General features: G+C 74.1%; 24 protein-coding genes. 11 read left to right on the top strand and 13 right to left on the bottom strand.

All coding sequences use genetic code 11. The features are described from left to right. Positions 1–103: 103 nt before the first annotated feature. The 6 genes from E1300_RS27625 (at position 104) to E1300_RS27600 (ending at position 6,177) form a co-directional block, all read left to right on the top strand. Positions 104–1,828, top strand: a complete 1,725-nt coding sequence (locus E1300_RS27625) for a CDP-alcohol phosphatidyltransferase family protein (protein ID WP_131759999.1) — start codon at positions 104–106, stop codon at positions 1,826–1,828. Beyond that, on the top strand, positions 1,825–2,544 hold the full coding sequence (locus E1300_RS53535) for a DUF5941 domain-containing protein (protein WP_278045393.1): 720 nt from the start codon (positions 1,825–1,827) through the stop codon (positions 2,542–2,544). The genes E1300_RS27625 and E1300_RS53535 overlap by 4 nt, the downstream gene beginning before the upstream one ends. Then, positions 2,541–3,272, top strand: a complete 732-nt coding sequence (locus E1300_RS27615) for a phosphocholine cytidylyltransferase family protein (RefSeq protein ID WP_131759998.1) — start codon at positions 2,541–2,543, stop codon at positions 3,270–3,272. Before E1300_RS53535 ends, E1300_RS27615 begins: the two co-directional genes overlap by 4 nt. Before the next feature lie 94 nt (positions 3,273–3,366). Continuing rightward, positions 3,367–4,422 carry an iron-containing alcohol dehydrogenase family protein gene (locus tag E1300_RS27610; RefSeq protein ID WP_165503029.1) on the top strand — a complete coding sequence of 352 codons (1,056 nt, stop codon included), beginning with the start codon at positions 3,367–3,369 and terminating at the stop codon, positions 4,420–4,422. Then, on the top strand, positions 4,412–5,299 hold the full coding sequence (locus E1300_RS27605) for a CDP-alcohol phosphatidyltransferase family protein (RefSeq protein WP_131759996.1): 888 nt from the start codon (positions 4,412–4,414) through the stop codon (positions 5,297–5,299). Before E1300_RS27610 ends, E1300_RS27605 begins: the two co-directional genes overlap by 11 nt. Continuing rightward, the gene (locus E1300_RS27600) at positions 5,296–6,177 is read left to right on the top strand and encodes a glycosyltransferase family 2 protein (protein WP_278045392.1); all 882 of its coding nucleotides are present in this window, start codon (positions 5,296–5,298) and stop codon (positions 6,175–6,177) included. Before E1300_RS27605 ends, E1300_RS27600 begins: the two co-directional genes overlap by 4 nt. An 8-nt stretch (positions 6,178–6,185) precedes the next feature. On the opposite strand, the gene E1300_RS27595 is transcribed toward E1300_RS27600, so the two are convergent. Continuing rightward, positions 6,186–6,851, bottom strand: coding sequence for a TetR/AcrR family transcriptional regulator (locus E1300_RS27595; protein WP_131759995.1), 666 nt, complete (start codon positions 6,849–6,851; stop codon positions 6,186–6,188). A 38-nt stretch (positions 6,852–6,889) separates the two neighbouring features. Further along, a complete protein-coding gene (locus tag E1300_RS27590) occupies positions 6,890–8,587 on the bottom strand; it encodes a cyclic nucleotide-binding domain-containing protein (protein WP_131759994.1) in 1,698 nt (565 codons plus the stop codon). Positions 8,588–8,860: 273 nt separating this feature from the next. Between E1300_RS27590 and E1300_RS27585 the strand changes: the two genes are divergently transcribed. Beyond that, positions 8,861–9,136, top strand: a complete 276-nt coding sequence (locus tag E1300_RS27585) for a ribbon-helix-helix domain-containing protein (protein WP_207399985.1) — start codon at positions 8,861–8,863, stop codon at positions 9,134–9,136. 33 nt (positions 9,137–9,169) lie between these two features. Here E1300_RS27585 and E1300_RS27580 read toward each other — a convergent pair whose 3' ends face one another. The 3 genes from E1300_RS27580 to E1300_RS27570 all read right to left on the bottom strand — a co-directional run bounded on the left by E1300_RS27580 (position 9,170) and on the right by E1300_RS27570 (position 11,471). Next, entirely contained in the window at positions 9,170–9,757 is a 588-nt protein-coding gene (locus E1300_RS27580) for a GNAT family N-acetyltransferase (protein WP_131759993.1), read from the bottom strand. Positions 9,758–10,093: 336 nt separating this feature from the next. Then, positions 10,094–10,507 carry a DUF6292 family protein gene (locus tag E1300_RS27575; RefSeq protein ID WP_131759992.1) on the bottom strand — a complete coding sequence of 138 codons (414 nt, stop codon included), beginning with the start codon at positions 10,505–10,507 and terminating at the stop codon, positions 10,094–10,096. Positions 10,508–10,670: 163 nt separating this feature from the next. Next, positions 10,671–11,471: a GntR family transcriptional regulator gene (locus E1300_RS27570; RefSeq protein WP_131759991.1), complete on the bottom strand. Its 801-nt coding sequence runs from the start codon at positions 11,469–11,471 to the stop codon at positions 10,671–10,673. A gap of 385 nt (positions 11,472–11,856) precedes the next feature. Between E1300_RS27570 and E1300_RS27565 the strand changes: the two genes are divergently transcribed. Both E1300_RS27565 and E1300_RS27560 read left to right on the top strand, forming a co-directional pair. Beyond that, positions 11,857–12,048 (top strand): hypothetical protein, encoded by a 192-nt coding sequence (locus tag E1300_RS27565; protein WP_131759990.1) that lies wholly within the window; start codon positions 11,857–11,859, stop codon positions 12,046–12,048. A 75-nt stretch (positions 12,049–12,123) separates the two neighbouring features. After that, entirely contained in the window at positions 12,124–12,369 is a 246-nt protein-coding gene (locus E1300_RS27560) for a hypothetical protein (protein ID WP_131759989.1), read from the top strand. A gap of 207 nt (positions 12,370–12,576) precedes the next feature. Here E1300_RS27560 and E1300_RS27555 read toward each other — a convergent pair whose 3' ends face one another. Then, positions 12,577–13,530, bottom strand: coding sequence for an aldo/keto reductase (locus tag E1300_RS27555; RefSeq protein WP_131759988.1), 954 nt, complete (start codon positions 13,528–13,530; stop codon positions 12,577–12,579). A gap of 130 nt (positions 13,531–13,660) precedes the next feature. On the opposite strand from E1300_RS27555, the gene E1300_RS27550 reads away from it, so the two are divergent. After that, positions 13,661–14,581 carry a helix-turn-helix domain-containing protein gene (locus E1300_RS27550; protein WP_131759987.1) on the top strand — a complete coding sequence of 307 codons (921 nt, stop codon included), beginning with the start codon at positions 13,661–13,663 and terminating at the stop codon, positions 14,579–14,581. Between the two features lie 27 nt (positions 14,582–14,608). Here the strand turns inward: E1300_RS27550 and E1300_RS27545 are convergent, their stop codons facing one another. From E1300_RS27545 to E1300_RS27525, 5 genes are all read right to left on the bottom strand, one after another. Continuing rightward, complete coding sequence (locus E1300_RS27545; protein WP_131759986.1) at positions 14,609–17,212, bottom strand: HelD family protein; 2,604 nt, start codon at positions 17,210–17,212, stop codon at positions 14,609–14,611. A gap of 90 nt (positions 17,213–17,302) precedes the next feature. Further along, the gene (locus E1300_RS27540; RefSeq protein ID WP_131759985.1) at positions 17,303–18,127 is read right to left on the bottom strand and encodes an SDR family NAD(P)-dependent oxidoreductase; all 825 of its coding nucleotides are present in this window, start codon (positions 18,125–18,127) and stop codon (positions 17,303–17,305) included. After that, entirely contained in the window at positions 18,124–18,870 is a 747-nt protein-coding gene (locus tag E1300_RS27535; protein WP_242619427.1) for an acetoacetate decarboxylase family protein, read from the bottom strand. The genes E1300_RS27540 and E1300_RS27535 overlap by 4 nt, the downstream gene beginning before the upstream one ends. A gap of 44 nt (positions 18,871–18,914) precedes the next feature. After that, a complete protein-coding gene (locus E1300_RS27530) occupies positions 18,915–19,415 on the bottom strand; it encodes an SRPBCC family protein (RefSeq protein ID WP_131759984.1) in 501 nt (166 codons plus the stop codon). A gap of 32 nt (positions 19,416–19,447) precedes the next feature. Next, on the bottom strand, positions 19,448–20,038 hold the full coding sequence (locus E1300_RS27525; RefSeq protein WP_131759983.1) for an HD domain-containing protein: 591 nt from the start codon (positions 20,036–20,038) through the stop codon (positions 19,448–19,450). Between the two features lie 100 nt (positions 20,039–20,138). On the opposite strand from E1300_RS27525, the gene E1300_RS27520 reads away from it, so the two are divergent. Further along, positions 20,139–22,178 (top strand): outer membrane protein assembly factor BamB family protein, encoded by a 2,040-nt coding sequence (locus tag E1300_RS27520; RefSeq protein ID WP_131759982.1) that lies wholly within the window; start codon positions 20,139–20,141, stop codon positions 22,176–22,178. 41 nt (positions 22,179–22,219) lie between these two features. Here the strand turns inward: E1300_RS27520 and E1300_RS27515 are convergent, their stop codons facing one another. Together E1300_RS27515 and E1300_RS27510 are read right to left on the bottom strand one after the other, a co-directional pair. Then, complete coding sequence (locus tag E1300_RS27515) at positions 22,220–23,371, bottom strand: glycosyltransferase family 4 protein (protein WP_131759981.1); 1,152 nt, start codon at positions 23,369–23,371, stop codon at positions 22,220–22,222. 174 nt (positions 23,372–23,545) lie between these two features. Further along, on the bottom strand, positions 23,546–23,921 hold a 376-nt coding region (locus E1300_RS27510; protein ID WP_278045391.1), incomplete at its 5' end, for a UDP binding domain-containing protein.

The raw sequence follows: 23,921 nt of genomic DNA, 5'->3' as shown, positions 1-23,921 counted from the left end.
GTCCCGCCCGCGTCACGGGAGTCGCGATTCACACAACACCGAGTCATCAAACCACTACGCTGTGCAGTTGTCGCACTGTCCCGAACGAGGTCCGGAGGCGCCGGTGACCAGGGCGTTGATCATCGCGACCGGGCGGACCGCGGACGGTCCCGACCCGGGCCCCACCGCCGCCCTGCCCTACGGGGCGGACCCGGAGGCCCCCACGCTGCTGACGCGCCTGTGCCATCGGCTGGTCACGCTCAACGTACCGGACCTCTACGTGATCACCCGCCCCGATCTGGCACCGCAGCTGCGCAAGGACGGCCACGACGTCATCGAGTGCACCGACCTCGCCGCCGACCTGCGCGAGATCGCCCGCCTGGTGCGCGCCCCCGCCGGCCCGGACGACCGCGGCGTCCCGATCGTCCTGCTGCCGGGCGACCTGGTCGCCAGCGACGAACTGCTCTGCCGCCTGATCATTGACGCCCGCGGCCCCGCGACGGCCATCACCACCCCCCTCCCCACCGCACCCGGCACCCCGAACGCCCCGGACACGGACCACGGCACCACGAACGCGACCCGCAGCGGCAACACGAGCAACGACGACGACGTGGGCGGCGGCGGCGCGAGCGGCGGCCGGGGCGTGCGTGGGGGCTCTGTGGGCGGCGGTGCATCGGGGGGTGGCTTGGGGTATGGGGTTGCGGCTGTTCGGCTTGATGGGGGGCGGGTCGCGTCCGCCGGGTCGCCGTTCCATCTGGTGACCGGTGCTGACGCGGGTTCGCCTGGTGCGCTGCGGGTTGGGCGCCGGCATGCGGCGGCGTTCGCGGCTCTCGCCGAGCGGCTCGCCGCTCTCGTCGACGGGCCTGGAGCGTCGCGGCGGCCGGGGGCCGGGCCTGGGGCGCTCCGGCGTTTCGGTGCCGGGCGGCACCGGGCGGCGGAGGCGGCGGAGCTGCTGCTCGTCGGCCTCGTCCGGACGGGCGTGCCCGTCCGCGCGTGCCCTGCGGGGCCGCTGGCCTGCCTCCGCGTCGGCGGTGAGGCCGCGGCGCTCGCGGCGCGGCGGGCGGTCGAGGCCGTCGACGAGAACCGCGTGCGCCTGGCCGCGGCGGTCAAGCCCGACGACGCGCCGTTCGCCACCTACGCGGTCAGCACCTACTCGCCGCACCTCGTCCGCTGGGCGGCGTGGTGGGGCCTGTCGCCGAACGCGGTGACGTCCGTCTCGGCGGGCACGGGCCTGCTCGCGGCCGTGTGGTTCTCCGACGGCACCCGCACCGGGATGATCGCCGGGGCGCTGCTGCTCTACACGTCGTTCGTCCTGGACTGCGTGGACGGGCAGCTCGCCCGGTACACGCGTGCGGAGTCCGCGTTCGGGGCGTGGCTGGACGTGCTGTCCGACCGCGTCAAGGAGTCCGCCGTGTACGCGGGGCTGGCGGTCGGCGCGCTGGCCGCGGCGCCCGGCTCGCCGGTGTACGCGGGGGACGTGTGGGGCCTCGCGGTGGCCGCCGTCGCGCTGCTGGCCGTCCGGCACCTGGCCGACCTCTCGTTCGCCGCGCGCCACCGTCCCCGCGCGGTGGGCCCGCCCGCGTCGTTCCCGCTGACCGCCCGGCCCGACGGGGCCCTCGTCGGACGGCTGCCCGCCGCGGTCCGGCTGTCCCGGCGGACGAGCCGCAGCGCCGTCCTGCACCGGCTCAAGAAGGCCGTCGTGCTGCCGGTGGGGGAGCGGTTCGCGCTGATCTCCGTCACCGCCGCGGTCGGCGACGCCCGGCTGACGTTCACCGCGCTGATCGCCTGGGGCGCGGTCGCCGCGGCGTACACCGTGACGGGCCGGGTGATGCGGTCGGTGCCCCGGTGAGCGCCGGCGCCATCGGCGGGAACGCGGCCCGGAGCGCCATGGGCGGGAGCGCGTTGGACGGGAACGCGATGGAGGGCATCGCCGCCGACCGGGTCGCCGCGGGCACGGCCGTCCCGCCGCGTCCCGAGCGGGTGCGGATCCACCGCGACGACGGGCCCCTCTGCACGGGTCTCGGACGTCTCGCCGGGGGCGAGCTGCCGCCGCTGCCCGGCACCGTGCTCGCCGCCGTCGCGGTGATCGTGCTGCTCGCGGCGGGGAGCGACACCCGGCCCGTCCCCGCGATCTGCGCCCCCGTCGTGGTGCTGCTCCTCACCGGACCGGCCGCCACCCACCCCCATCGAGGACGGATCGACTGGCTCGTACCGCCCATAATCCGCGGGATCGAGTATGGTTACCTCGCCGTACTGGGGTTTGCGCAGGGAGTGTCGGCACCGGTCGTCCACGTGCTGATCGCCGTCCTCGCGTTCCACCACTACGACACCGTGTACCGCACCCGCCAGGGACTCTGGCCGCAGGGGTGGGTCTTCCGGGCCGGGCTCGGCTGGGAGGGCCGCATGCTTCTTGTGGCCTTCGCGGGCCTCTTCGGGCTCATCCCGTTCGCGTACGCTGCGCTCGCCGCCTACCTTGGCGTGTTGTTCGTCAGCGAGTGCGCCATCGCGTGGGCGCGGACCGGACGCGGCGGCGGAATGGTCGACCTGGAGGAAGAGGAAGCATGATCGGCATGGTGCTGGCGGCGGGCGCGGGCCGGAGGCTGCGGCCGTACACCGACACCCTCCCCAAGGCCCTGGTCCCCGTGGACGGCGAGACCACGATCCTCGACATCGCCCTCGGCAACCTCGCCGAGGTCGGCCTGACGGACGTGGTGATCGTCGTCGGCTACCGGGCGGAGGCGGTCGAGGAGCGCAAGGCCGCTCTGGAGGAGCGGTACGGCGTGTCCCTCACGCTCGTCCACAACGACAAGGCCGAGGAGTGGAACAACGCCTACTCCATGTGGCTGGCTCGGGAGCACTTCTCCAAGGGCGTCCTCATGGTCAACGGTGACACGGTCCATCCCGTGAGCGTCGAGAAGACCCTATTGGCCGGTCGCGGACCGGACATTCTCCTCGCCGTGGACAACGTGAAAACTCTCGCCGAAGAGGAGATGAAGGTGATCCTCGACGGGGAGGGCCACCTGAAGACCATCACGAAGCTGATGGACCCGGCGTCCGCCTACGGCGAGTACATCGGCGCGACGCTGATCGAGCCCGCCGCGGCCGACGCGCTCGCCGACGCGCTCAAGGCGACGTGGGAGAGCAACCCCGACCAGTACTACGAGGACGGGTACCAGGAGCTCGTGAACCGGGGCGGCCGGATCTCCGTCGCGCCGATCGGCGAGGTCGACTGGGTCGAGGTCGACAACCACGACGACCTGGAGAAGGCCCGCCGCATCGCCAAGGGCTACTAGGACCCGCCGCGCGCCGGGCCTCCCGGCGCGCGGCCGGACCCGACCGAGCGACCGACGAGCCCGAGCGAGGAGGCCCATGCCCCTGCTGACGCGGATGCTGAACGCGCCCCTGTCCATCGATATCCGGCGCGGGGCCGTCGCGGCCCTGGGCGACCTGCTGGCCGACCGGCGGATCGCCACCGAGGGCCGCGTCGCCATCGCGGTCGGCCCGGGGCAGGGCGACCAGATCGCCGAGCACGTGCGCGGCACCCTCGCGGAGTGCGAGGTGTTCCAGGTCGAGGGCGGCACCGTGGACGCGGCCGTCAGCCTCGGCTCCCGGCTGCGCGCCGGCTCCTACGAGGCCGTGGTCGGGATCGGCGGCGGCCGGACGATCGACGCGACCAAGTACGCGGCGACGCTGTCCGGCATCCCGATGGTCTCGGTCGCGACGAACCTGTCGCACGACGGGATCTGCTCGCCGGTCGCGTCCCTCGTCCACGACAAGGGCAAGGGCTCGTTCGGCGTGATCATGCCGCTGGCGATGGTCGTGGACCTCGACTACGTGCGGGCCGCGCCGGAGCGCCTCGTCCGCGCCGGGATCGGCGATGTGGTGAGCAACTTCTCCGCGGTGGACGACTGGCTCCTCGCGGCGCAGGAGTGCGGCGAGCGGATCGACCGGATGGCGCTGACCGTGGCCCGCACCGCCGCGGAGGCGCTGCTGCACCAGCCCGGCGGGGTCGACTCCGACCGGTTCCTGACGGTGCTGGCCGAGGCGCTCGTGCTGTCGGGCATGGCGATGTCCTTCGCGGGCGACTCGCGGCCGGCCAGCGGCGGCGACCACGAGATCATGCACGCGATCGACCAGCTCTTCCCCGGGACCGCCAACCACGGGGAGCTCGCCGGGATCGGTGCCGCGTTCTGCTACCACCTGCGCGCCGCCCACCTCGGTGAGGGCGACGAGCGGCTGGCCGAGATCCTCGACTGCCTCGGCCGGCACGGCCTGCCCCGGTTCCCCGCGGACGTCGGCCTGACGGTGGAGCAGTTCGCGGAGGCCGTCCAGTACGCCCCGCGGACCCGGCCCGGCCGCTATACGATCTTGGAACACCTGAGCCTCGACCAGGGCGCGACCCTGAAGGCGGTGGAACAGTATGTCCAGGCCCATGGAGGCTGAGCTCCCCCCCGGGCAGCCCCGTCCGGCCCCCGGCCCGTCCGAGCCGTCCCCCGGGCGGCCGGACGACCAGCGCCCGCCCCGGAAGGGCGCCACGGTCGCCGACATCCGCAGGTACGGGCAGCCCCCCGGCCTGAAGGACCGGCGCAACGAGGAGCACTGGGCCGGCCGGCTCTACATGCGGGACCTCTCCCCGTACTTCGCGTGGATCTTCCTGCGGCTCGGGCTCAGCCCGAACCAGCTCACCTACCTGATGATGCTGAGCGGCGTCGTCGCGGGCGTCGTCGTGTCGCTGCCCGCGTCCGGCACCGCCGCGCTGTGGACGGCGCTCGGCGGCGCCGTCCTCGTCCAGGTGTACCTGCTGCTCGACTGCGTGGACGGCGAGGTCGCCCGGTACCTGCGGCAGACCTCGGTGGCCGGGGTGTTCCTCGACCGCATCGGGCACTACCTGTCCGAGGTGTCGCTGCTCGTCGGGCTCGGCTTCGCGGCGCAGGGCGGCTGGCGGAACGGCGGCTGGGTCGAGCTCGGGCTCGTCGCGGCGCTCGGCGCCGCGCTGATCAAGGCGGAGACCGACAACGTCGTGGTGGCCCGCGCCAAGTCGGGCCTCGCCGCCGACCCGACCGGCGGCGACCGCGCGCTGCGGCCCCGCTCGACGGGCATCGCGCTCGCCCGGCAGGCCGCGTCCATGCTGCGCTTCCACCGGATCATCGGCGCGGTCGAGCTGTCGCTGCTGATCCTGGCCGCCGCGGCGCTGGACGCCGTCCTCGGCACGGACACTCCCGCCGCGATCCGCGTCCTCACGGTCGCGGTGGCCGCCGTCGCGGTCCTGCAGACCCTGCTGCACCTGGTCAGCATCCTGGCCTCCCGGAGACTGAAGTGAAGCTCAGCGTCGTCGTCCTCACCATGGGCAACCGCCCGGAGGAGCTGGCCCGCGCGATCCGCAGCGCGCTGGAGCAGGAGCACGTGGACGTCGAGGTCGTCCTCGTCGGCAACGGCGCCGACCCCGTCGGCGACCGGGCGGGCGTCGCGCCGTTCGACGACGAGCGCGTGAAGACGCTCACCCTGCCGAAGAACGTCGGGATCCCCGCGGGACGCAACCGCGGCGTGGAGGCGTCCTGCGGCGACGTCGTCCTGTTCCTCGACGACGACGGCTGGTACCGCTCCACCCGCCTCGGCACCTACCTGCGCGACCGGTTCGCGGCCGACCCGACGCTCGGCGTGGTGTCGTTCCGCGTCCGCGACCCCGAGGGCGGCCGCGGCGAGCGCCGCCACGTCCCGCGGCTGCGCGCCGGGGACCCGGAGCGGTCCTCGGAGGTCACCACGTTCCTCGGCGGGGCGTGCGCGATCCGCCGCGCCGCGTTCGACGCGGGCGGCGGGCTGCCGGAGGACTTCTTCTACGCCCACGAGGAGACCGACCTCGCCTGGCAGATCCTGAACGCCGGCTACCGCATCGTGTACGACGCGTCCGCGGTCATGTTCCACCCGGCGGTGCTGCCGACCCGGCACGACATGTTCTACCGCTACAACGCGCGCAACCGGGTGTGGCTGGCCCGCCGCAACCTGCCGTGGCCGATCGCGCTGACCTACCTCGCCGTCTGGGTCGGCATGACGGTGCTGCGCGAGCGGCGGCCGAGCGCGCTGAAGCCCTGGTTCAAGGGCTTCCTGGAGGGCTGGCGCAAGCCCGCGGGCCCGCGCCGTCCCATCTCCTGGCGGACGGCGTGGCGCATGACCCGCACCGGCCGCCCCCCGATCATCTAGGACGCGCTCTAGGTCGCGTCCTCGGACGCGTCCGGCCGCGGGGCGGTGACCGCCGCGAGGATCAGGTGGGTCAGCTCGGCGGTGATGTCGTCGAGCGGGACGTCCTGGCCGCGCGCCGACCAGTGGTGCACGAGGTTGTTGACGGCGCCGATGATCGCGATGACCGTCAGCCGGTAGTCGCGGTCGACGGCCTCGCCGCGCGCCACCGCCTCCGCGACGATCGCCTGCATCGCCTCGGCCCACTGCGTGCGCCAGCCGAGCCGGTACCGTTCCAACTCGGCGCTGACGCCGATGACCTCGACGAACGCGATGCGCGCCCAGCGCGGGTCGCTCGCGGTGACGGTGACGAACGCGCGCACCGCCCGCTCGACGCGGGCCGCGAGACCGGCGTCCGCCGCGCCCGTGTAGGAGTCGGCAAGGGCCTGCCTGGCGCGCTCGTTGATGGTCCGGTGCAGCGCCGTGAGGAGCTCCTCGCGGCCGGAGAACTCCTCGTAGAAGTTGCGGGTCGACACGCTCGCCGTCGCGCACAGCCGCTCGATCGAGGTGGCGGCGTAGCCGCGCGTCCCGAACAGTTCGAGGCCGGCGGCCAGCAGCCGCTCCCGCCGTTCGGCGCGGCGCTCCTCCGCGGAGCGGCCGCCGTAGCTGCGTCGGGGGGCGGGGTTTCGGCCGCTCATCGATCTCCGTCCTGACGTAGCCGGGGGCTCGCGCCAGCCTAACCGCGGCGCGGCCCCGCCGCCGCCCCGTCCGGCGTCCGGCGGTGCGGGCGGACCGCCCGGACGGTCCGCGCGCCGTCACCGGAGCGGGCCCCGGAGCGCGCCGGGCCGTCGCAGCGGCCCCGCTGCTCCCCGGGGCCCGGATCACCCGCGAGCACGACCCACGCGGGCGCCCGCGTCTCCTTCACCTCGACGTCGATCCGCCGGTAGTGCGCCGGGTCGACCTGGTTCGCCCCCTGCCGGACGATCCGGTCGTACACGTACGCGGACACGGCCAGCCCCACCACGGCCGGGGTCGCGGCCATCCGCTCCTTGAACTCCGCGGCGTCCAGCAGCCGGGCCGCGTGGATGACGGCGCTGCCCGCGACGCCGTGCTCGTCGGACGTGACCGGGCCGACGTCCAGCGCGAGCCGCAGCCGGATCCGCTCGGCGCCCGGCGAGCGCTGGTTGTGCAGGCGGAGCCCGGTGGCGATGTGCGCGGCCAGCGGCGCGAGGACGAGCCGCGCCGGGACGTCCGCGGACAGGACGATCAGCGCGCCGTCCCCGCGGTCCTCGCGGTACACGTCGTCCCAGGGGATCCCGGACCGCCCGAACGCCTCCCGCAGGACGGCGTAGAGCGCCCGGCGGACCCGGAGCCGGTCGCCGTCGGTGCGGTGGTCGCCGCTGAACCCGATGACGTCGGCGAACAGGATGGGGTGGATCTCGCCCCTGAACGCCGCTCCGGCGGCCCGGCCCGGGGCCGACGTTGGGGGCACCGCTGGGCCCGGTGCTGTGGCGTGGGTACGGGACGGGGACTCCGCGGGAGCCACGGCGTCGTGGGTGAGGCGGTCGTAGAACTGCCGCTCCAGGACGGCGACCACGCGCGGATGCTCGTCCAGGAAGGCGTTGAACTCGTCCGCCGAGGCGACGCGCGCCCGCACGGCGGTGAGCGCGACGGCGGTGGCGGAGCGCTCCTGGACGAGCAGCACGGCCCGCTCGCCGATGAGGTCGCCGGGACCGCGGAGCGCGATCTGCCGGTCGGTGCCGCCCGCGTCCACCGACACCTTCACCGTGCCCGCCTCGATGAGGACGACCCGGTCCGCGGGCTGGTGCTCGCGGAACAGCACGGCGCCCGCGGGGAAGTCCTCGCGGTGCGCCAGGGCCATGAGGATCTCCTGCTCGGCGGGGGACAGCCGGTCCCAGAAGCGGGACCGCGGCGTGTCCGATGGACCGTTCCGCACGGCGGCCGCACCGAGCCCGGCGACCGCGGCCGACCGGTTCCCGGCGACCTCGGCCCCGGCCCCGGCCCCGGACGCGACCTTGACCGGCGCCGGTTCCGCAGCCGGGAGCGGGACCGCGCCGCGGTGCAGGGCGCCGAGGGCCGCCGTGGCGGTGTCGGTGACCTCCCGCAGATCGCCGACGTTCCGGACCAGCCCCTTGTTGCGCGTGACCAGCATGACGAGCGTGAGCGTGAGGCCCAGCACGGGCAGGTACCGCACCCGCAGCGTCATGGCGACCACGACGAGCGCCGCGAGCAGCACGGCCAGGCCGGCGAACGCCAGGACGACGAGACCCCGGTCGAGGACCACCAGCGCGGCGACGATCACTGCCAGGACGACGGTGCGGACGGACCGCCTCAGGGGCCGCGCCCGCGCCGCCGTCCGGTCGCGGGCCGCCTCGCCGGAACGCCGGCCGGAGCGGATCGATCGAGGGCTCATGGGCGCCTCCTCCCGGAAGCCTCCGCCTGGAACCGCCCACGCGGGGGCTAGTACGACAGTAGCGCCGTCCGCATACGAAGTACATACGATTTACATACGAGCACTGTGTATAGTCTGAGCGATGTAGGGTACGAGTACGGTTATCTGTGAGTAACCGTCCGGTCGGGCGTTGACTGGGATGTGGGTGCGGCTCATACTGACCGCATACGTTGACCCGACGGCCGATGGTGAGGGGCGACGGGCGGGCGGGTGCCCCGGCGAAGGAGATCCGCGATGGCCAAGAGTGACGCGACGCTGCCGGGACGTGCGCACGAGAACGCCGCGCACGGCGATCCGCCGGGCGCCAAGGAGCGGGTGACGGTCAACCTCACCGGACGCGGCGCCGCGGCGCTCAGCGACCTCGTGCGGCGCACCGGCGACTCCAAGACCGACGTCATCAACCGGGCGCTCAGCGTCTACGAGCTGGTCGAGCGGATCACCGACGAGGGCGGCGCGGTCTTCGTCCGCGAGCACGGGTCCGCCGAGCTGGAGCGCGTCCGCTTCCTCTGACGCCGCCGGGGGTGACGACCGTGACGTCCCCGCTCAGGAGACGTTCGACCGCTCCGGCATGTCCAGGACGATCCACGAGGGCTCGCGGCGCAGGCGGTCCCGGGCCGTGCCGCGACCCGCCCGCGCGTCCTGCCGCGCCCGCGGCCTCGGGCGGACCAGCCGCGTGTCCCGCTGGAACAGCGCCCCGGCCGGATAGCCGGGGACGGCGGTGGACCGCCGCACCCACTCGAAGCCCCGCTCCAGGTAGTAGCGGTGCAGCGCGTGGTTGTCGGACCACACGTCGATCCTGATCCAGCGGGCGTCGTGCTCGCGCCGGGCGGTCTCCGCCGCCCAGTCGAGGAGCTGGGCGCCGATCCACAGCCCCGCGTAGTCGCGGTTGAGGACGAGCCGGTGCAGGTAGACGGCCGGCTCCGTGCGCTCCAGGTCGGTCCAGAGGTACTCGTCGGGCTCCGGCGTGACGCTGACGGTGGCGACCGCCACCGCGCCGTCCCAGAGGATCCAGCTCTCCCCGTTGACCAGTGACGCGTAGACCCTCCGGTCGCGCTCCTCGCGGCTCGGCCAGGGCCGGTTCCACTGGGTGGTCCCCTTGGTCCTGAGCCAGTCGGCCGCGTCGTCGATCAACGCGGTGAGGGTCCGGAGGTCGCCGGGGAAGGCAGGGCGAAGCTGGAAGCGTGGTCCCACGTTCGGTCCCGTTCGCGCAGACGAAATGGATGGCCATGGGCGGCGGCCGTGCATGCCGTCGTGACATGTCCGTTATCGGGCAGATAATCACCGTAACTCACTCCGTGGGGCCGGGCGAGGGGCCGCGATACCGGCCTGCCCGCGCGCCGGCGCGAATCCGCAGGAGGGTGGGATCGGCCGCATCCGGCCTCGGAACACTGGCCGGATCGGGACATGCGAACGCCGTGCCGTTCCTTCCGGTGGCGGAGGAACGGCACGGCGGGTGCCTCGGGTGCTTTACGAGAAGGTGGCGCGCATCGTGGCGTCGAAGGTCTCGGTGTCCTCGTCGTGCCCGCGGAACTTCTCGTACGGCGCCGTCTCCCCGGACACCACGCGCCGCGCGACCTCGCCCGGCTCAAGGAGCAGTTCGCCGCCCAGGTAGCGGACGTCCCGGAGCCGCGTGCGCTCGCCGGGGCGGCCGCTCACGAACCCGCCGAGACGCCAGCCGGTCTCCTCGTCCCAGACCAGGGCGTGGCCCTGCCCGTCCTTGACGAAGCGGATCGTCGCGTCACGGGGGCCGCACGGGTCGAGCCAGCTCTGCTCCAGCGCGACCCCCGCCTCCCGCAGCGCCATCGCCGACCGGGTGATGTAGGGCCGCAGCAGGTCGAGGCTCGGGTCCTCGTGGCCGGGCGGCATGCCGTTGTCTGACATCGGTGGGTTCCCATCGTTTCTGGTGGCAGGCGGCGCCAGTGCCGCCCTTAGCTCAGATAAGGACACGAAGTGTTAGGTGCGGTGCTCACCGCGGGCAAGAAACGACAAACACGGCGACCGGTCCCGGATCGACGTCCCAGCAGGCCGTGCCGTCCTTCCGGGGTTATCGGCTGCCGGTCCCCTCGGGCATCTCCGCCTCGATGACGAAGATGTTGCGATCGGTGCGGTAGGTGGTGATGGTGTGCCGGCAGGGCACACCGTCACCGTCGTAGGTCGTCCGCCGGTGCTCGAACACCTGCACGCCGCCTCCGGGCGGCAGGTTGAAGAACTCGGTCTCGACCTTGTCCGGCGCCCGGACCGACAGGCCGTCGCGGTAGCTGGCCTGCCTGATCTGCAGCGTCTCCAGCAGGTAGGCGACGGTGCCCTCCTCGATGTCCTCGTTGCGCAGCAGTTTCACGGCGCCGCGCTCGATGAACGAGAAGGGGTAGTACGACGTCTGCAGCGACCACGGGATCGGGGTGCCGTCGCGGTCGGTGATGAAGCGCTGCTGGTGGCGCCCGATCAGGGACTCGTCCGGATCGACCCCGAGGGCCTTGGCCTTCGGGAGGTCGCCGGTCTTGATCTCCACGTTGGGCTTGGACGCGGTCGCCTTGCGGCCGGTCTTGCCGACCTCGGCGATCCACGCCTCGCCCTCGCCGCCGCTGAACCCCGTCTTGGCCTCGGGGGTCAGCGTGACGCGGAAGACCTCGGGTTTCTCCACGACGAACGTGCCCTTGCCCGGCCGGGTCTCCAGCAGCTGGAGGACCTTGAGCTGGGCGATCGCGTCGCGGATCGTGTTGCGCGCCGTCTCGTACTCGTTGGCGAGCTCCTTCTCGGTCGGCAGTTGCTGGCCGGGAGTCAGTTCACCGCGCTCGATCTTGTCGCGCAGCGTGTCGGCGATCTCCTGGTAGCGCGGACTGGGCATCGCCTCTCCTCGTCATCCCAACGATCCGGATGGTCGGGTTAAGACCACTGGGCTGTGTCATGCCGATTGGCCCAACTGTCCCGGATATACCCATGATCCAGGTTTAGCCCTCATCGTTGGCGGTTATCCCTGCGTAGGAGAGGTGGTTGGGATGAGTCAGCTTGCATAGGTGAGACTACTCGCCCAGAGCATCCCATGCATCTAAGACAGTTGGAATGCTTGGAAAGTTCTAACGGGCTAGACGAGAGGATCGAATTCTCCGGCCGTCCCCGGGTGCACCCACCGGCCTCGCGCGCACACGAAGCACGTCCGAGCACATCGGAGCACATCGGACCCACACCGCAAGCGACGAAGCGACATCGAGGAGCATCGAGGAGCAGCGCCCATGTTTCTGCTGGCGACGACCGTGAGCCTGGCCGTCCTCATCTTCACCGTCTATCTCGCGCACTGCGTCGGCCTCGGCTGGCGGACCCGTACCCGGCTGGTCGGCAGCGTCCGCACGCCGGCCGCCGGCTTCCTCGAACGTCTCGACCGGACCTCGGTCGGGCTGGTCGAGCGGCATCCCACCCAACGGTGACCATCGCCCGATCCCCGAACCCCTGACGACCGGACGGTCCCCGGGGCCTGGGCGCGGCGGACAAGGAAGCGTCTCGTGAAACGCCACGTGATCATCCATGTCGATCTGAGCTGGCAGCGGCCCGGTCACCGGGCCGACCCCCTGATCGTTCGGGAGCCCGCGGGCTCCCTGAGCGAGCCCGCCCCCGTCGCGTCCCCCGCGGGCGCGGAGCCGGCGGGCAGGGCGGCACGGCACCGCGGCACAGCCGGCGAGCGGGAGCGGCCGGCAGGCACGGAGCACGAGCCGAGCATCCGGCACCAACCGAGCACAGAGCACGACTGAGAAGCGGAGCAGGCCGAATAGCGGAGCACGGGCCGGGCACGGTGGGGCACGGCACGACCGGGTCCAGTGCGGGACGGGTGAGGACGGCTGGGCGCGGTCGGAAAGGGGAGCACACCACGGCACCGGTATCCGGGGGGAGTGGGGCGGCGAACACCGCCGCCGGTGGGGCCCGGAACACGGTGCCGCGCGGCCAGGGGCGGCCGGCGGCTACATGCCGTGCTCCCAGCTGCCGCGCGTGTCGACGCCCGTGGCGTCCGCCAGCGCCTCCAGCTCCGCGATCTCGTCGTCGGCGAGCTCGATGCCGCGAGCCCGGACCAGCCCGTCGATGTGACCCGCGTTCGTGACCCCGACGATCGGGGTCGTCCCCTTGGCGATGGCCCAGGCGGTGGCGACGTCGGCAGCGGACGCGTCCCGGTCGTCGCCGATCGCCCGCAGCCTGTCCGTCAGCGTCTGCAACCGGGGCAGGATGCCGTTGTACACGGCCGCCCGGCTGCTGCCCTCCGGCATCGGACGAGCCGGGCTGTACCGGCCGGTCAGCGCCCCTTGCTCAAGGACCATGTAGGAGAAGAACCGCACGCCGTGCGCGCGGCAGTGGTCGAGGATGCCCGCACGCTCGGAGCTCCGGTACAGGAGGCTGTAGTGGTTCTGGACCGCCTCCACGCGGAAACCGGCCTCGCCGAGGATCTGATCGGCGAGGGCGATCTCCTTCATGTCGTGGTTCGAGACGCCGACATGCCTGATCCTGCCGCTCCGCAGCAGCGGGATCAGATGCGGCGTCCAACGGGCCACGTCCGCGGGGTTGTGGATCCAGTACAGATCCACATGATCCGTCCCCAACCGGTCGAGGCTCCGCTCCAGCATGTCCGCGACCGGATCGTCGCCGTCACCCGCGATCTGCGGGGTGAACTTCGTCGAGAGCCGGTACTCGCCGCGGGCGTGGCCCTTCAGCGCCTGAGCGAGGACCGTCTCCGAGCGGCCCATGCCGTACACCGCCGCGGTGTCCCACAGGGTGAACCCGTTCGACTGCGCCTTGTCCACGACCTCTCGCAGACCGGACGCGGTGAGCCGGCTGCCGAAATAGCCGTCGCCCGCCTCGCCGCTGTCTCCCCAGGCCCACGTGCCCAGCGCCACCGGCGGCGCGGCCAGAATCTCGCTTGTCATGTCCCTACCCCCATTGCCTGTTGGTTCGATTCCCAGGAGACCGCCATCGCCACCACCGGGGAAGGTCGCGGTCATGGGGGGTACGACCTCGACCCCCTTCGCGCCGCGACCAGCGGCTACCGTGAACGACATGGACCAGCGGCCCGGAAACCGCGATGAGATCCGGCACTTCCTCGCGAGCCGGCGCGCCAGGATCACTCCGGCGCAGGCCGGGTTGCCGACCAGCGCCCGCCGCCGGGTCCCCGGGCTCCGACGCGAGGAGGTCGCCGTCCTCGCGGGCGTGAGCACGGAGTGGTACACGCGGCTGGAGAAGGGGCACATCGGCGGCGTGTCCGAGGACGTCCTCGACGCGGTCGCCCGCGCCCTGCGACTGGACGACGACGAACGCACCTACCTGTTCGACCTGGCCCGGTCATCGCGGCCCGAGCGCCGCACGCCGTCGCGTCGCGGGGACGTCGAGGTCCCGCCCCAGGTCCAATGGCTGCTCGACTCGATGACGATGTCCTCGGCGTTCGTACGCAACGGCCGCACGGACGTCGTCGCCAGCAACCCCCTGGCCCGGGCCCTGTACGCGCCGATGTTCGGCAGCGCCACCACCGACCGGCGCGGCCGTCCCAACATCGCCCGCTACATCTTCCTCGACCCCGGCGCACGGGACTTCTTCGTCGACTGGGACGCCGCCGGCAACGCCACCGCCGCCCTGCTGCGCGCCGAGGCCGGGCGCGAGCCCCGCGACAGGGCGCTGCGCGAACTCGTCGGCGAGCTGTCCACCCTCAGCTCCGAGTTCCGCGGCCTGTGGGCCGCGCACGACGTCCTGATCCGCCATGACGGGATCAAGCGGCTCCAGCACCCCGAGGCCGGCCACCTGGAACTGACCTTCCAGGCCCTCGACCTGCCCCTGCCCGGCCGTGCCGTGCACCACCTGATCACCTACACCGCCGAGCCCGGCACCGCGTCCGAGGACCGGCTCGAACTCCTCGCCATCTGGGCGGCTACGCGATCCCGGACGGCAGAGCCCACCCGCCAGTCTCCTCAGCCCGGTCCGCTCTGATCCGTCGCGGCCCACTCGGCCGGACGCCTAAGCGCGGTCGTCGTCCAGGAGGGTGTGCTGCCAGGCGGGGTCGGCGGTCAGGACGGTGAGGCGCTGCGTGGCGCGCGACACCGCGACGTACAGGACGCGGAGCCCGCGCGGTGACTGGGCCGCCACGGTCTCCGGCGCGACGATCACGGCGGCGTCGAACTCCAGGCCCTTGGCCTCCAGCACGTCCAGGACCTGGACGCGCTCGGGCAGCCCGGCGGCCAGCCGGTCGCGGGCGGCGGGGCTCCAGGCGGGCGGCGCCGCTGGGGCCGGTGCGTCCGGCTGGGAGTGGGCGGCCGGGATCGGCGCGTCCAACGTGAGCTGGCCGGACGCCTCGACGGAGGCTTCGGTGGACGCCTCGGCGGGCTGCCCGGCGGTCGTCCCGGGCGCCTCGTCCGCCGCCGCGAACGGCACGATGAGGCCGATGGTGCCCTCGACCTGGCCGAGCAGTTCCTCGACGGCGTCCCGGGCGGCGCCCGCCAAGTCCGGTTCCGGGACGACCCGCACGACCGGGTCGATCCCGGACGTGCGGACCGCACGGGCCGGCCGCGCCTCGGGCAGCGCCCGCGCCAGCACCCGCGCCGACACGGCGGCGATCTCAGTGGAGTTGCGGTAGTTCGTCGTCAGCTCGTACTCGTGCCGGGCCCGGAGCGGCCGCTGCGGCCGGCTCCCGCGCGCCCGGCCCCCGCGCGACCGGCCCCGGCGGGACCGGTCGCCGGACGACGGCTGCTCGCCGCCGAGCGCCGCGTCCATCGCGAGCCGGGCGGCGTCCAGGTCCTCCCAGGCGCTCTGGGCGGGGTCCTCGACGACGGTCCAGCTCGCCTGGCGGCCGCGGCGGCCGAGCATCCGCCACTGCATCGGCGACAGGTCCTGCGCCTCGTCCACGACGATGTGCGCGTACTCCGGCCGCTCCTCGACGACGCCGTCGTCGACGCGCCGCGACCGCTCCAGCCGCTCCATCGAGGTCGTGAGCTCCCGCATCTCGGGCTCCCAGTCCTCGTCGGCGACCTCCTCGCCGGTGAGGATGTTGACGCCGTCCACGACGAACGGGTCGTCGTCGCCGGGCGGCCTGCGGCGGCGGGACGGGCGCGGCGGCGAGCCGAGCAGCGCGTCGATCTCGTCGAGCAGCGCGACGTCCTGGTAGCTGAGCGGCGCGCCGTCCCCGGCCCAGGACGCGGCGAGCGGCGCCACGTCGGCGCGGTCGAGGTCGCGGCCCGCCGCGCGGCGCAGCCGGTCGGGGTCGCCGAGGGAGCGCAGGACGTCCAGCGGGCGCCGGATCGGCCACCAGCTCACCAGGAAGTCGGTGAAGGCGCGCTGCTCGCGGACGCGGGCGTCGAACCGGGCACGTTTCGGATCACCGTTCCCTGCGTTCGCGGCGCCGTTCCCGCGGTCCTGCTCGCCGTCGTCGAGCGAGGCGAGGCCGTCCGCCGCGAGGATCGCGTTCCACAGGCCCGCCTCGGCGCCCTCGGCGGCGTCGGCCGCCTCCGGCCCGCCGAGGTCGGTGAACCGCTCCCAGAGGGCGTCGAGCAGCAGCTCGGCGGCCCGTCCGCGGGCGGCGTTGACGCTGCCGCGGCTGCGCCGGTGAACCTCGCTGCGGATCCGGTCGAGGCGCGCGCGGTCCAGCGCGACGACCACGCCCCGGTGGACGACGCGCAGCTCGTCGGGCGCGCCGGGAGCGTGGTCGGCGACGGCGCGGCGCAGCACGGCCGCCATCGACTCCGCGCCCTTCAGCCGGGCCAGGCGGGGGCCGTCGTGGACGGTGGCGGTCACGCCCTCGACGAGGTCGCCGAGGGAGCGCAGCGTCGCCGAGCCCTCGCCGAGCGACGGCAGCACCCGCTCGATGTAGGCGGTGAACCGGCGGTTCGGGCCGACGACGAGCACGCCCCGCGAGCCGAACCGCCGCCGGTGCCGGAACAGCAGGTAGGCGACGCGGTGCAGCGCGACGGCGGTCTTGCCGGTGCCGGGGGCGCCGCGGACGAGCACCGTCCCGTCGGCGGGGGCGCGGATGACCTCGTCCTGCTCCCGCTGGATCGTCGCGACGATGTCGCGCATAGCGCCCTCGCGCGTCCGGGCCAGCGACGCGAGGAACGCGCCGTCGCCGACCACGGTCATCCCATCGGCGGCGCCGGGGTCGAGCAGGTCGTCCTCCAGGTCGACGACGGTGTGCCCGCGCGAGTGCAGGACGCGGCGGCGGACCACGCCGCGCGGGTCCTCCGGGGTGGCGCGGTAGAAATCCTCGGCGGCGGGCGCCCGCCAGTCGATCACGAGGGAGTCGTGCTCCGGGGTCCGCACGCCGATGCGGCCGACGTAGCGGACCTCCCGGGACGCGAGGTCGAGCCGCCCGAACACGAGCCCGTCGTCGGCGATGTCGAGCGCCTGGGCGCGCAGCGCCGCCTGGTGGACCATCGCGTCGCGGTCGACCAGCGAGCCCTTGGTGCCCGCGAGCGACTGCCGGTAGCCCTCCCGGATCATCGCCTGGGCGTCGGCGCGCATCTCCTCCAGCCGCGCGTAGGCGACGTCGACGTAGCGCTGCTCCGCGGCGATCTCTTGGTCCTTGGCCGTGCCGCCGACGCTGGGCGGCCGCCCGGTCACCCTGGACGACATGCAGGCTGCTCCTCGCGACTGTGCTGCCGGAGACGGCCCCCGGCACCCCCGAGGGGGCGAAAGAGACAGCTTATGCGCTCGGCCCGACGTTCAGCGTGGACCGGACATCCTGGCCAGGACGCGCCGCGCCGGGCCGGCCGGGATCCGCCGGACGAGGGCGGCCGGGACCGGCCGCCCGCCCGGCACCACGTCCACGGCGCCCGCCGCCCGCGCCAGCGACCGATCGATCGCATCCAGAACGAGCCGCACCGGAACCCCGCCCTCAGACGCCCTCGCGCCCTCAGACGATCTCCCGCTCCCGGAGGGCGTCTCGCCTTCAGACGATCTCCCGATCGCCGACCGCTCCTCGTCCTTGGACGGGGCTTCGCTCGCGGTCATGAGCGTGAGGCCGGGGAGGAGGACGCGGCGGACGATCACGCCGCGTCCGGCGTACTCGTCCGCGACGGCACCGGCGTAGGCGAGGACCGCGGCGGCCGCCGCGCCGGAGGCCGCCGTCCATCGGCCCGCGCGTCCCGGCGGCGGGCAGAGGATCAGCTCGCCCGCGCCCTGGTCCAGCATTCCGGGCAGGGCGGCCCGCACCACGTTGACGGCGGCGGTGAAGCCCGTCCGCATGGCCTCGTCCGCCTCGCCCGGCGGCTGCTCAAGCGCGGGCAGGGCCGGGTCGCCGGACACGATCGGCGCGGCGTGGACGACCCGGTGCACCGGGCCGGTCATCGCCAGCACGTCCGCCACGGCCTTGGCGTCGGTCACGTCGCAGACGCGGACGTGCGTGTTCGGCGAGCGCAGCGCGGTCGCCGCGAGGCCCGCCTCGTCGGTGTCCACGGCGACGACGTCCCACGCGGCGGCGGCGAGCCGCCGGGCGGCCGCCGCGCCCAGCCCGTCCCCGGCGCCGGTGACGAGCGCGGTGCGCCTCATCCGCGCACCTCTTCGGCGCCCTCGAACTGCATGGACAGGTGTCCGATGGTGCTCGAACTGAGCGCCCGCGCTCGGTCCAGGCCGAGGCTCCGCAGTTCCTCCGCCACGGGATGGTCTCCCAGGACGACCTGGGCCCCGCCCGGGCGGGATCGCACCTCGGACGGCGAGACCGTCCACGGCGTCCGCCGCGTCACGCCGTCCAGGCAGGAGTACGCGTCGACCTTGGGGGCACCGGCGCCGCCGGGCAGGGGCACGCCGGGACGCACGGACAGCTCGACCGCGGTCCGGCCGCCGAACCGCACCGCACAGCGCTTCACGCGTCCGGCCAGGTCCATCGGGATGTCCGCGAGCTCCTTGGGGAAACCCCAGATCGTCCGTCCCGCCTCCAGGGTGAACTCCTGGTTGACGGGCAGCCAGTGGATGAACGCCCCCACACCGGACAGGCCGCGCAGGCGCCCGAGCGGGCCCGACGGCGGCGGCGTCCCCGGCGGCCGGACGAGGAAGGCGACGGCGAACTCGTGGTAGGGCCCGAGGTCCCCGTCCGCGTACCGGACGAACGCCAGCGAGCAGATCGCCCGGCCGGGCAGCGGTTCGGCGACGTCCAGCCCGGAGTAGGCGATGACGGCCTGCGCGGCGGCGGCCGGCACGGCGAACATCGCCGACGCCACGGCGGCGTCCCGGATCCGTACCGGCAGGACGACCCGCTCCCCTTGGATCGCGTGGGCTTCGGCGGTACTTGTCACATCGCTAAGTAGAACAGGTTCCTGTTTTCAAGTCACGTGACGGCTCAGGACTTTTCCACGGCCGCCTTGATCTTGGCGAGGGTCCTGCGCATGCCGTCGCGGTTGACGTCGGCGCGGCGGGCGGCGGGGACGCCCGTGAAGACCCTGCCCAGCAGGGAGACGAAGGCGGCGCCCCGGTTGTCGCGCCGGAGGTCCTCCCAGTACTCGGTCAGCCGCGTCTTGGCGGGCGCGGGGGAGCCGTCGCCGATGCCCTCGATCCGGTACCCCCACAGCGCGACGGGCATCCCGAAGCTCGACACGCGGAACGCGAACGCCTGGCCGGGCACCGCGACCGTCACCTGGCACGTGGTGAACCACACGCGCCAGCCGATCCGGTTGAAGCCGACGAACCTCGTCCCCGGCCGTACCGCGCCGCCGCGGATCCACGTCGCGAAGACCTCGGGGCTCCACTCGCCCATCCGCCGCGGATCGGCGACCGCCGCGTACACCGTGCCCGGGTCGGCCTCGACGGCCACGCTCTCCTCGACCACCCACTCGCGTTCCATGACCCGATCATTCCGCATATATGACTATCTGGTCATTGGGACGGTGCGAATTCACTGCTCCACGCCGCGTACCAGGCTCTGAACCACGGTTCGGGCTCGGCCAGGGGGACGATGTAGGTGAGGGTCTCGGCGTAGTAGCGGCGCTGGAATTCCGGCGGCATCTGGTAGAGGCGCTGGACGTTGCTGGCGCGGTCGGCGAGCTTCACCAGGACCGCCTCGCGCGGGGCGTCGCGGAGGCGGCGCAGGTAGGCGGCCTTGGCGGCGCGCTTGGCCTGCCGCCCCGAGCCGCCGGCGGGCGGCTTGGTGACCCAGTCGACCAGCTCGGTGACCTCGGGCCCGAACCGCGCCTCCACGTCCGCGAGGGTGGCGGGGGTGTCCTCCACGACGTCGTGGAGGAGGACGGCGTCGAGGATCGCGGGGTCGGTGACGCCCGCGCCCCGGACGAGCACCTCCAGCGCCTCCAGCAGGTGCTCGACGTACGGGACGCCGGTCGGCCGCCGCTGGTCGCCGTGCCAGCGCTGGGCCGCCTTGGCGGCCCTTTCCAGGCGGTCCAGGTCGATATCGGACGCGGCCAGGTCGGCGCGGGCGGCGTCCCAGGTGCGCCAGCTGGTGAAGACCTCCACCGTTCCTCCGTTCTGCCCCGGCCGTGTCGCGCGGGCGCCCGTCTCAGGGCATGGTTGGAGTCGTTCTCGAAGCACAGTACGGGGAGGAGGCGGCGCGGTCGTGGTGGGGAGCCGCCGGCGGTCCGGGGGCCGGACCGGTCTCGGGGGCCGCGTCCGCCTCGGGCTCGGCCTCCTCTCGGGCGCCCTGGCGGTCGCGCTGTGCGCCGTGCTCGTCGACCGGTACGTCCTGCGCGCGGAGTGGTGGCAGGTGCGGCACACCGTCACCGCGGAGCCAATCGCGCCGCAGAGCGAGGTCGGCCCCCCGCCCGGGCCGCTCGCGACGACGTGGGAGCGGGCCACGGAGATGCACCACGGCCCGGTGGCGGGCTACGACAGCGTCGCCTACGACGTGGCGCAGGGCCAGGTGGTGACGGTGTCCGGCCGCGGCCTCGACGTGCGCGACGCCCGGACCGGCGCGGACCGCTGGAGCTACCGCCGCTCCGGGTGGACGCTGCTCGGCTGGGCGTCCACGCGGTCCCGGCTGGTCGCCTACTTCGAGCGGGACGGGCGGCGCGGCGACCGGCTGCTCGTCGGGTTCGACGCGCTGTCGGGCGGGCTGCTGTGGCGGCGGGAGGGCGAGCGGCCCGCGGCGGTGGCGCGGACGACGCTGCGCTGGCCCGCCGGGTCCGCGGTGGTGCTGACGACCGACGGGGCCCGCCGGGAGCTGACCGGGCGGTCGGCGGAGGACGGGTCGCCGATGTGGAGCCGCCGGCTCCCCGACGGCTGCCGCCTGTTCGAGGGCGCCGCGCATCCGTCCGACGCGCAGGAGACGCTGGCGGCGCTGGCGCTCGACTGCCCAGGGCGCAGCCGGCTGCTCGCGGTCGATCCGCTGACGGGGCGGATCCGCTGGAACCGGCCGCTCGGCTCGGACGAGTCGCCCGAGGTGTCGATGCTGGACGGCGTGACCCTCGCCTGGGACGGCAAGGCGCTGCGGGCCTTCGGCCAGGACGGCGCCCAGTTCGCCGTCTGGGAGGGCGACGGCGTGTGCGGCGACGTGATGTGCCCGAGCGTGCTCGCCTCGGGGCGGCTCGTGGTCGCCTACCACCCGGAGGGGACGAAGCCCGGCGGCGCTCGCCTGGAGGCGGTGGAGGTGCCCTCCGGCCAGGTGGCGTGGCGCCGCGACGTCCCCGACTACGCCGCGCTCGCGCAGGCGGGCGGGCGGATCTACGCGCTGCGTCCCCGCCTGTCGGAGCTGCTGCTGCCCGCCGGCGTCGATCTCGTCGCCGCCGCGGACGGCGCGACCACCACGGCGCCCGCGCCGGTCACCCTCGACGCGGACCTGCCGGGCGTCCGGCCCTGGATGGCCGCGGCCGGCGGGCTCCTGTACGTCGCGGCGGCTGAGGCGCCGCCGCGTCCCGAAGGCTCGGGACGGCTGGTGGCGCTGCGCGGCGGCGCCGCGGGCACCGGCCCGGCCGAGCTCGGCGGCGTCCCGGAGTCCGGCTGGCCCGACGCCTGCGCCCTGCTGACGAAGGACGACCTCGCCACCGCGCACATGGACGCCTACGTCACGGAACCGACGCGGGCGAGCGTCGGCGGGGTGCGGCTCCCGCATCCGGTGTCCTGCACCTACGAGCCCCGCGACGACCGGAAGAAGGGCTCGAAGAAGCGGGCGGACGACGAGCGGCGGGGCGATCCGTCCGGTGAGGGCCGGGCGGGGGCGAGCCCCTCGGCCACCGTCGCGCCCGGTCCGAGCACGGCCGTACCGAGCCTGGAGGCACCGGCCACGGATGAGCCGGAGACGGGGGAGCCGGGCATGGGTGACCTCGGCATGGACGATCCGGAGACGGACGGGCCGGGCACCGACCGGCCGGAGGCGGCCGAGCCGGAGCCGGTGGTGCGGGGGCTGACCGTGAGCGTGCGGTGGGTGGCCGACGACCCGGGTACGGCGTCGCGGCTGCTGGACGGCATGCAGGCGACCCAGGCGCAGGTGCGGCGGCGCCGGGACATCGGCGGCGACGAGGCCTACGAGTTCGGCCCGACGGCGGGCACGATCGCGCTGCGGGTCGGCCGCGTCATCGTGGTCGTGGACGCCGACCGCCCGCCCGGCGCCGCGGCGCGCATCGCGCACTCCGTGGCCCGCCGCCTCCAGCAGCTGTCCTGACCAACCGACGAAGTCGGCCGACGGCGCGTTCCCGATGGCGGTCAGGAGGGGGAGAGGGTGCCGGGTTCGGTGGTCGGGACGGGCTCCGGCTCCTCGACGAGGACGGGGCCGCGGCTCGCCCAGGTTTCGAGCTGGGCGACGAACCGCTCGGCGTGGACGGGCCAGTGGTACCGGGCGCGGGCCGTCTCGTAGCCGCGCTTGCCCATGCCGACGCGCAGCTCGGGGTCGTCGCGCAGGCGCCGGACGGCGTCCGCGGCGGCGGCCGGGTCGCCGAAGGGGACGACGAGCCCGCAGCCGGACGGCTCGACGATCTCCACGGCGGGCGGGTTCGGCGTGCTGATCACCGGGACGCCGCGGGCCATGTACTCGACGATCTTGGTGGGCATGGAGTGCCGGTAGTTGGGCTCGTCGTGCAGCAGCGCCAGCCCGGCCATGGCGCCCTCGGCGATCCGGAGGGCCCGGTCGTTCGGGACGAAGCCGTACCAGCGCAGGACGCCCTCGCGCTGCGCGTCCCGGAGGGCGGGCCGGATCGAGGCGTCGGCCGCGCCGATCAGCTCGACCATGATGCCCTCGGGGGCCAGCAGCCGGGCCATCTCGATCATGTCGAGGGCGCCGCGGGCGGCCGACAGGTGCCCGACGTAGACGGCGCGGCGGCCGTCCGGCGGGCCGGGGGGCAGGTCGCTGACGTAGGTGGTGTTGGGCACCACGGGGTGCTCGCCCTTGAACCGCGCCCGGTAGCCCTCCTCGGCGAGCAGCAGCTTGTGCCGCCGCTCGGTGCGCTTCTCCAGCCGGTGGACGGCGGGCCGCAGTAGCGGGCGGAGCGGGCCGGGCAGCCAGCCCTTGGCGGTGAGCGCCGCGGCGGTGTCCTCGTGGACGTCCCAGACGACCGTCCGGGACCTGACCTCGCGGGGCAGCCCGACGAGCAGCTCCGGGTCGTGCAGGAGGATCACGTCGGCGTACGCGGCGTGCTCGGCGAGGGCGCGGTGGCCGGCGCGGAGGGCGCGGAGCCGGCGCCGGCCGGTGGCGCGCGGGACGTCCACGGGGCTGATCTCGCGCCACGGGGTCACGTTGCAGGCCCGGAACGGGGCGATATAGGTGACCTCGTGGCCGGCGTCGAGGAGCGCGCGAATCTGCCGGTGCAGAATCCGCGCATCCTCGGGATGATGCACGATCGTGCAAACACAGATCCGCATTCCACTCACTCCGCAACGTGCCGAATTGTCCCCTGGGGCCGAGTCTTGGACGGCCATGGAAATTGCCGGTGAATCGCCGCCGTCCAGAAGGTGGACGGCGCCGGGCGGGTAACTCATCCCGTGCCTCCTGAAGAGCGGCGGCGTCCACGCATCCTCGGCCCCCGTCGCATTCGCCTAGAGCAGTTCGACGGATTCGCCGCGGAGCTCGCGGGTGCGGCCCCGGGTGTCGAACAGGAGCGGGGCGTGCCGGGCGAGCGTCGCCGCGTCGTAGGCGCCGTGGTCGGCGAGCACGATCACGAGGTCGGCGGCCTCCAGGGCGGCGGTCAGGTCCGGCCCGGCGTTGCGCACCTCCGCTCCCTCGACGTCCCATTCCGTGACGAACGGGTCATGGAAGGACAGGTCCGCGCCGAGGCGGGCGAGCCGCCGGGCCACGGGCCGGGCGGGGGATTCACGCTGGTCGGCGATGTCGGCCTTGTAGGTGACGCCGAGGAGCAGGACCTTGGCGCCCTTGAGGGCGCGGCCTTCGCGGTTGAGGAGCTGCTGGGCGCGT

This window comes from Actinomadura fibrosa (assembly GCF_900659615.1).
GTDB lineage: Bacteria > Actinomycetota > Actinomycetes > Streptosporangiales > Streptosporangiaceae > Spirillospora > Spirillospora fibrosa.
Note: the sequence above shows the minus strand (reverse complement) of the source record. Positions and strands in the feature narration are given on the sequence as shown.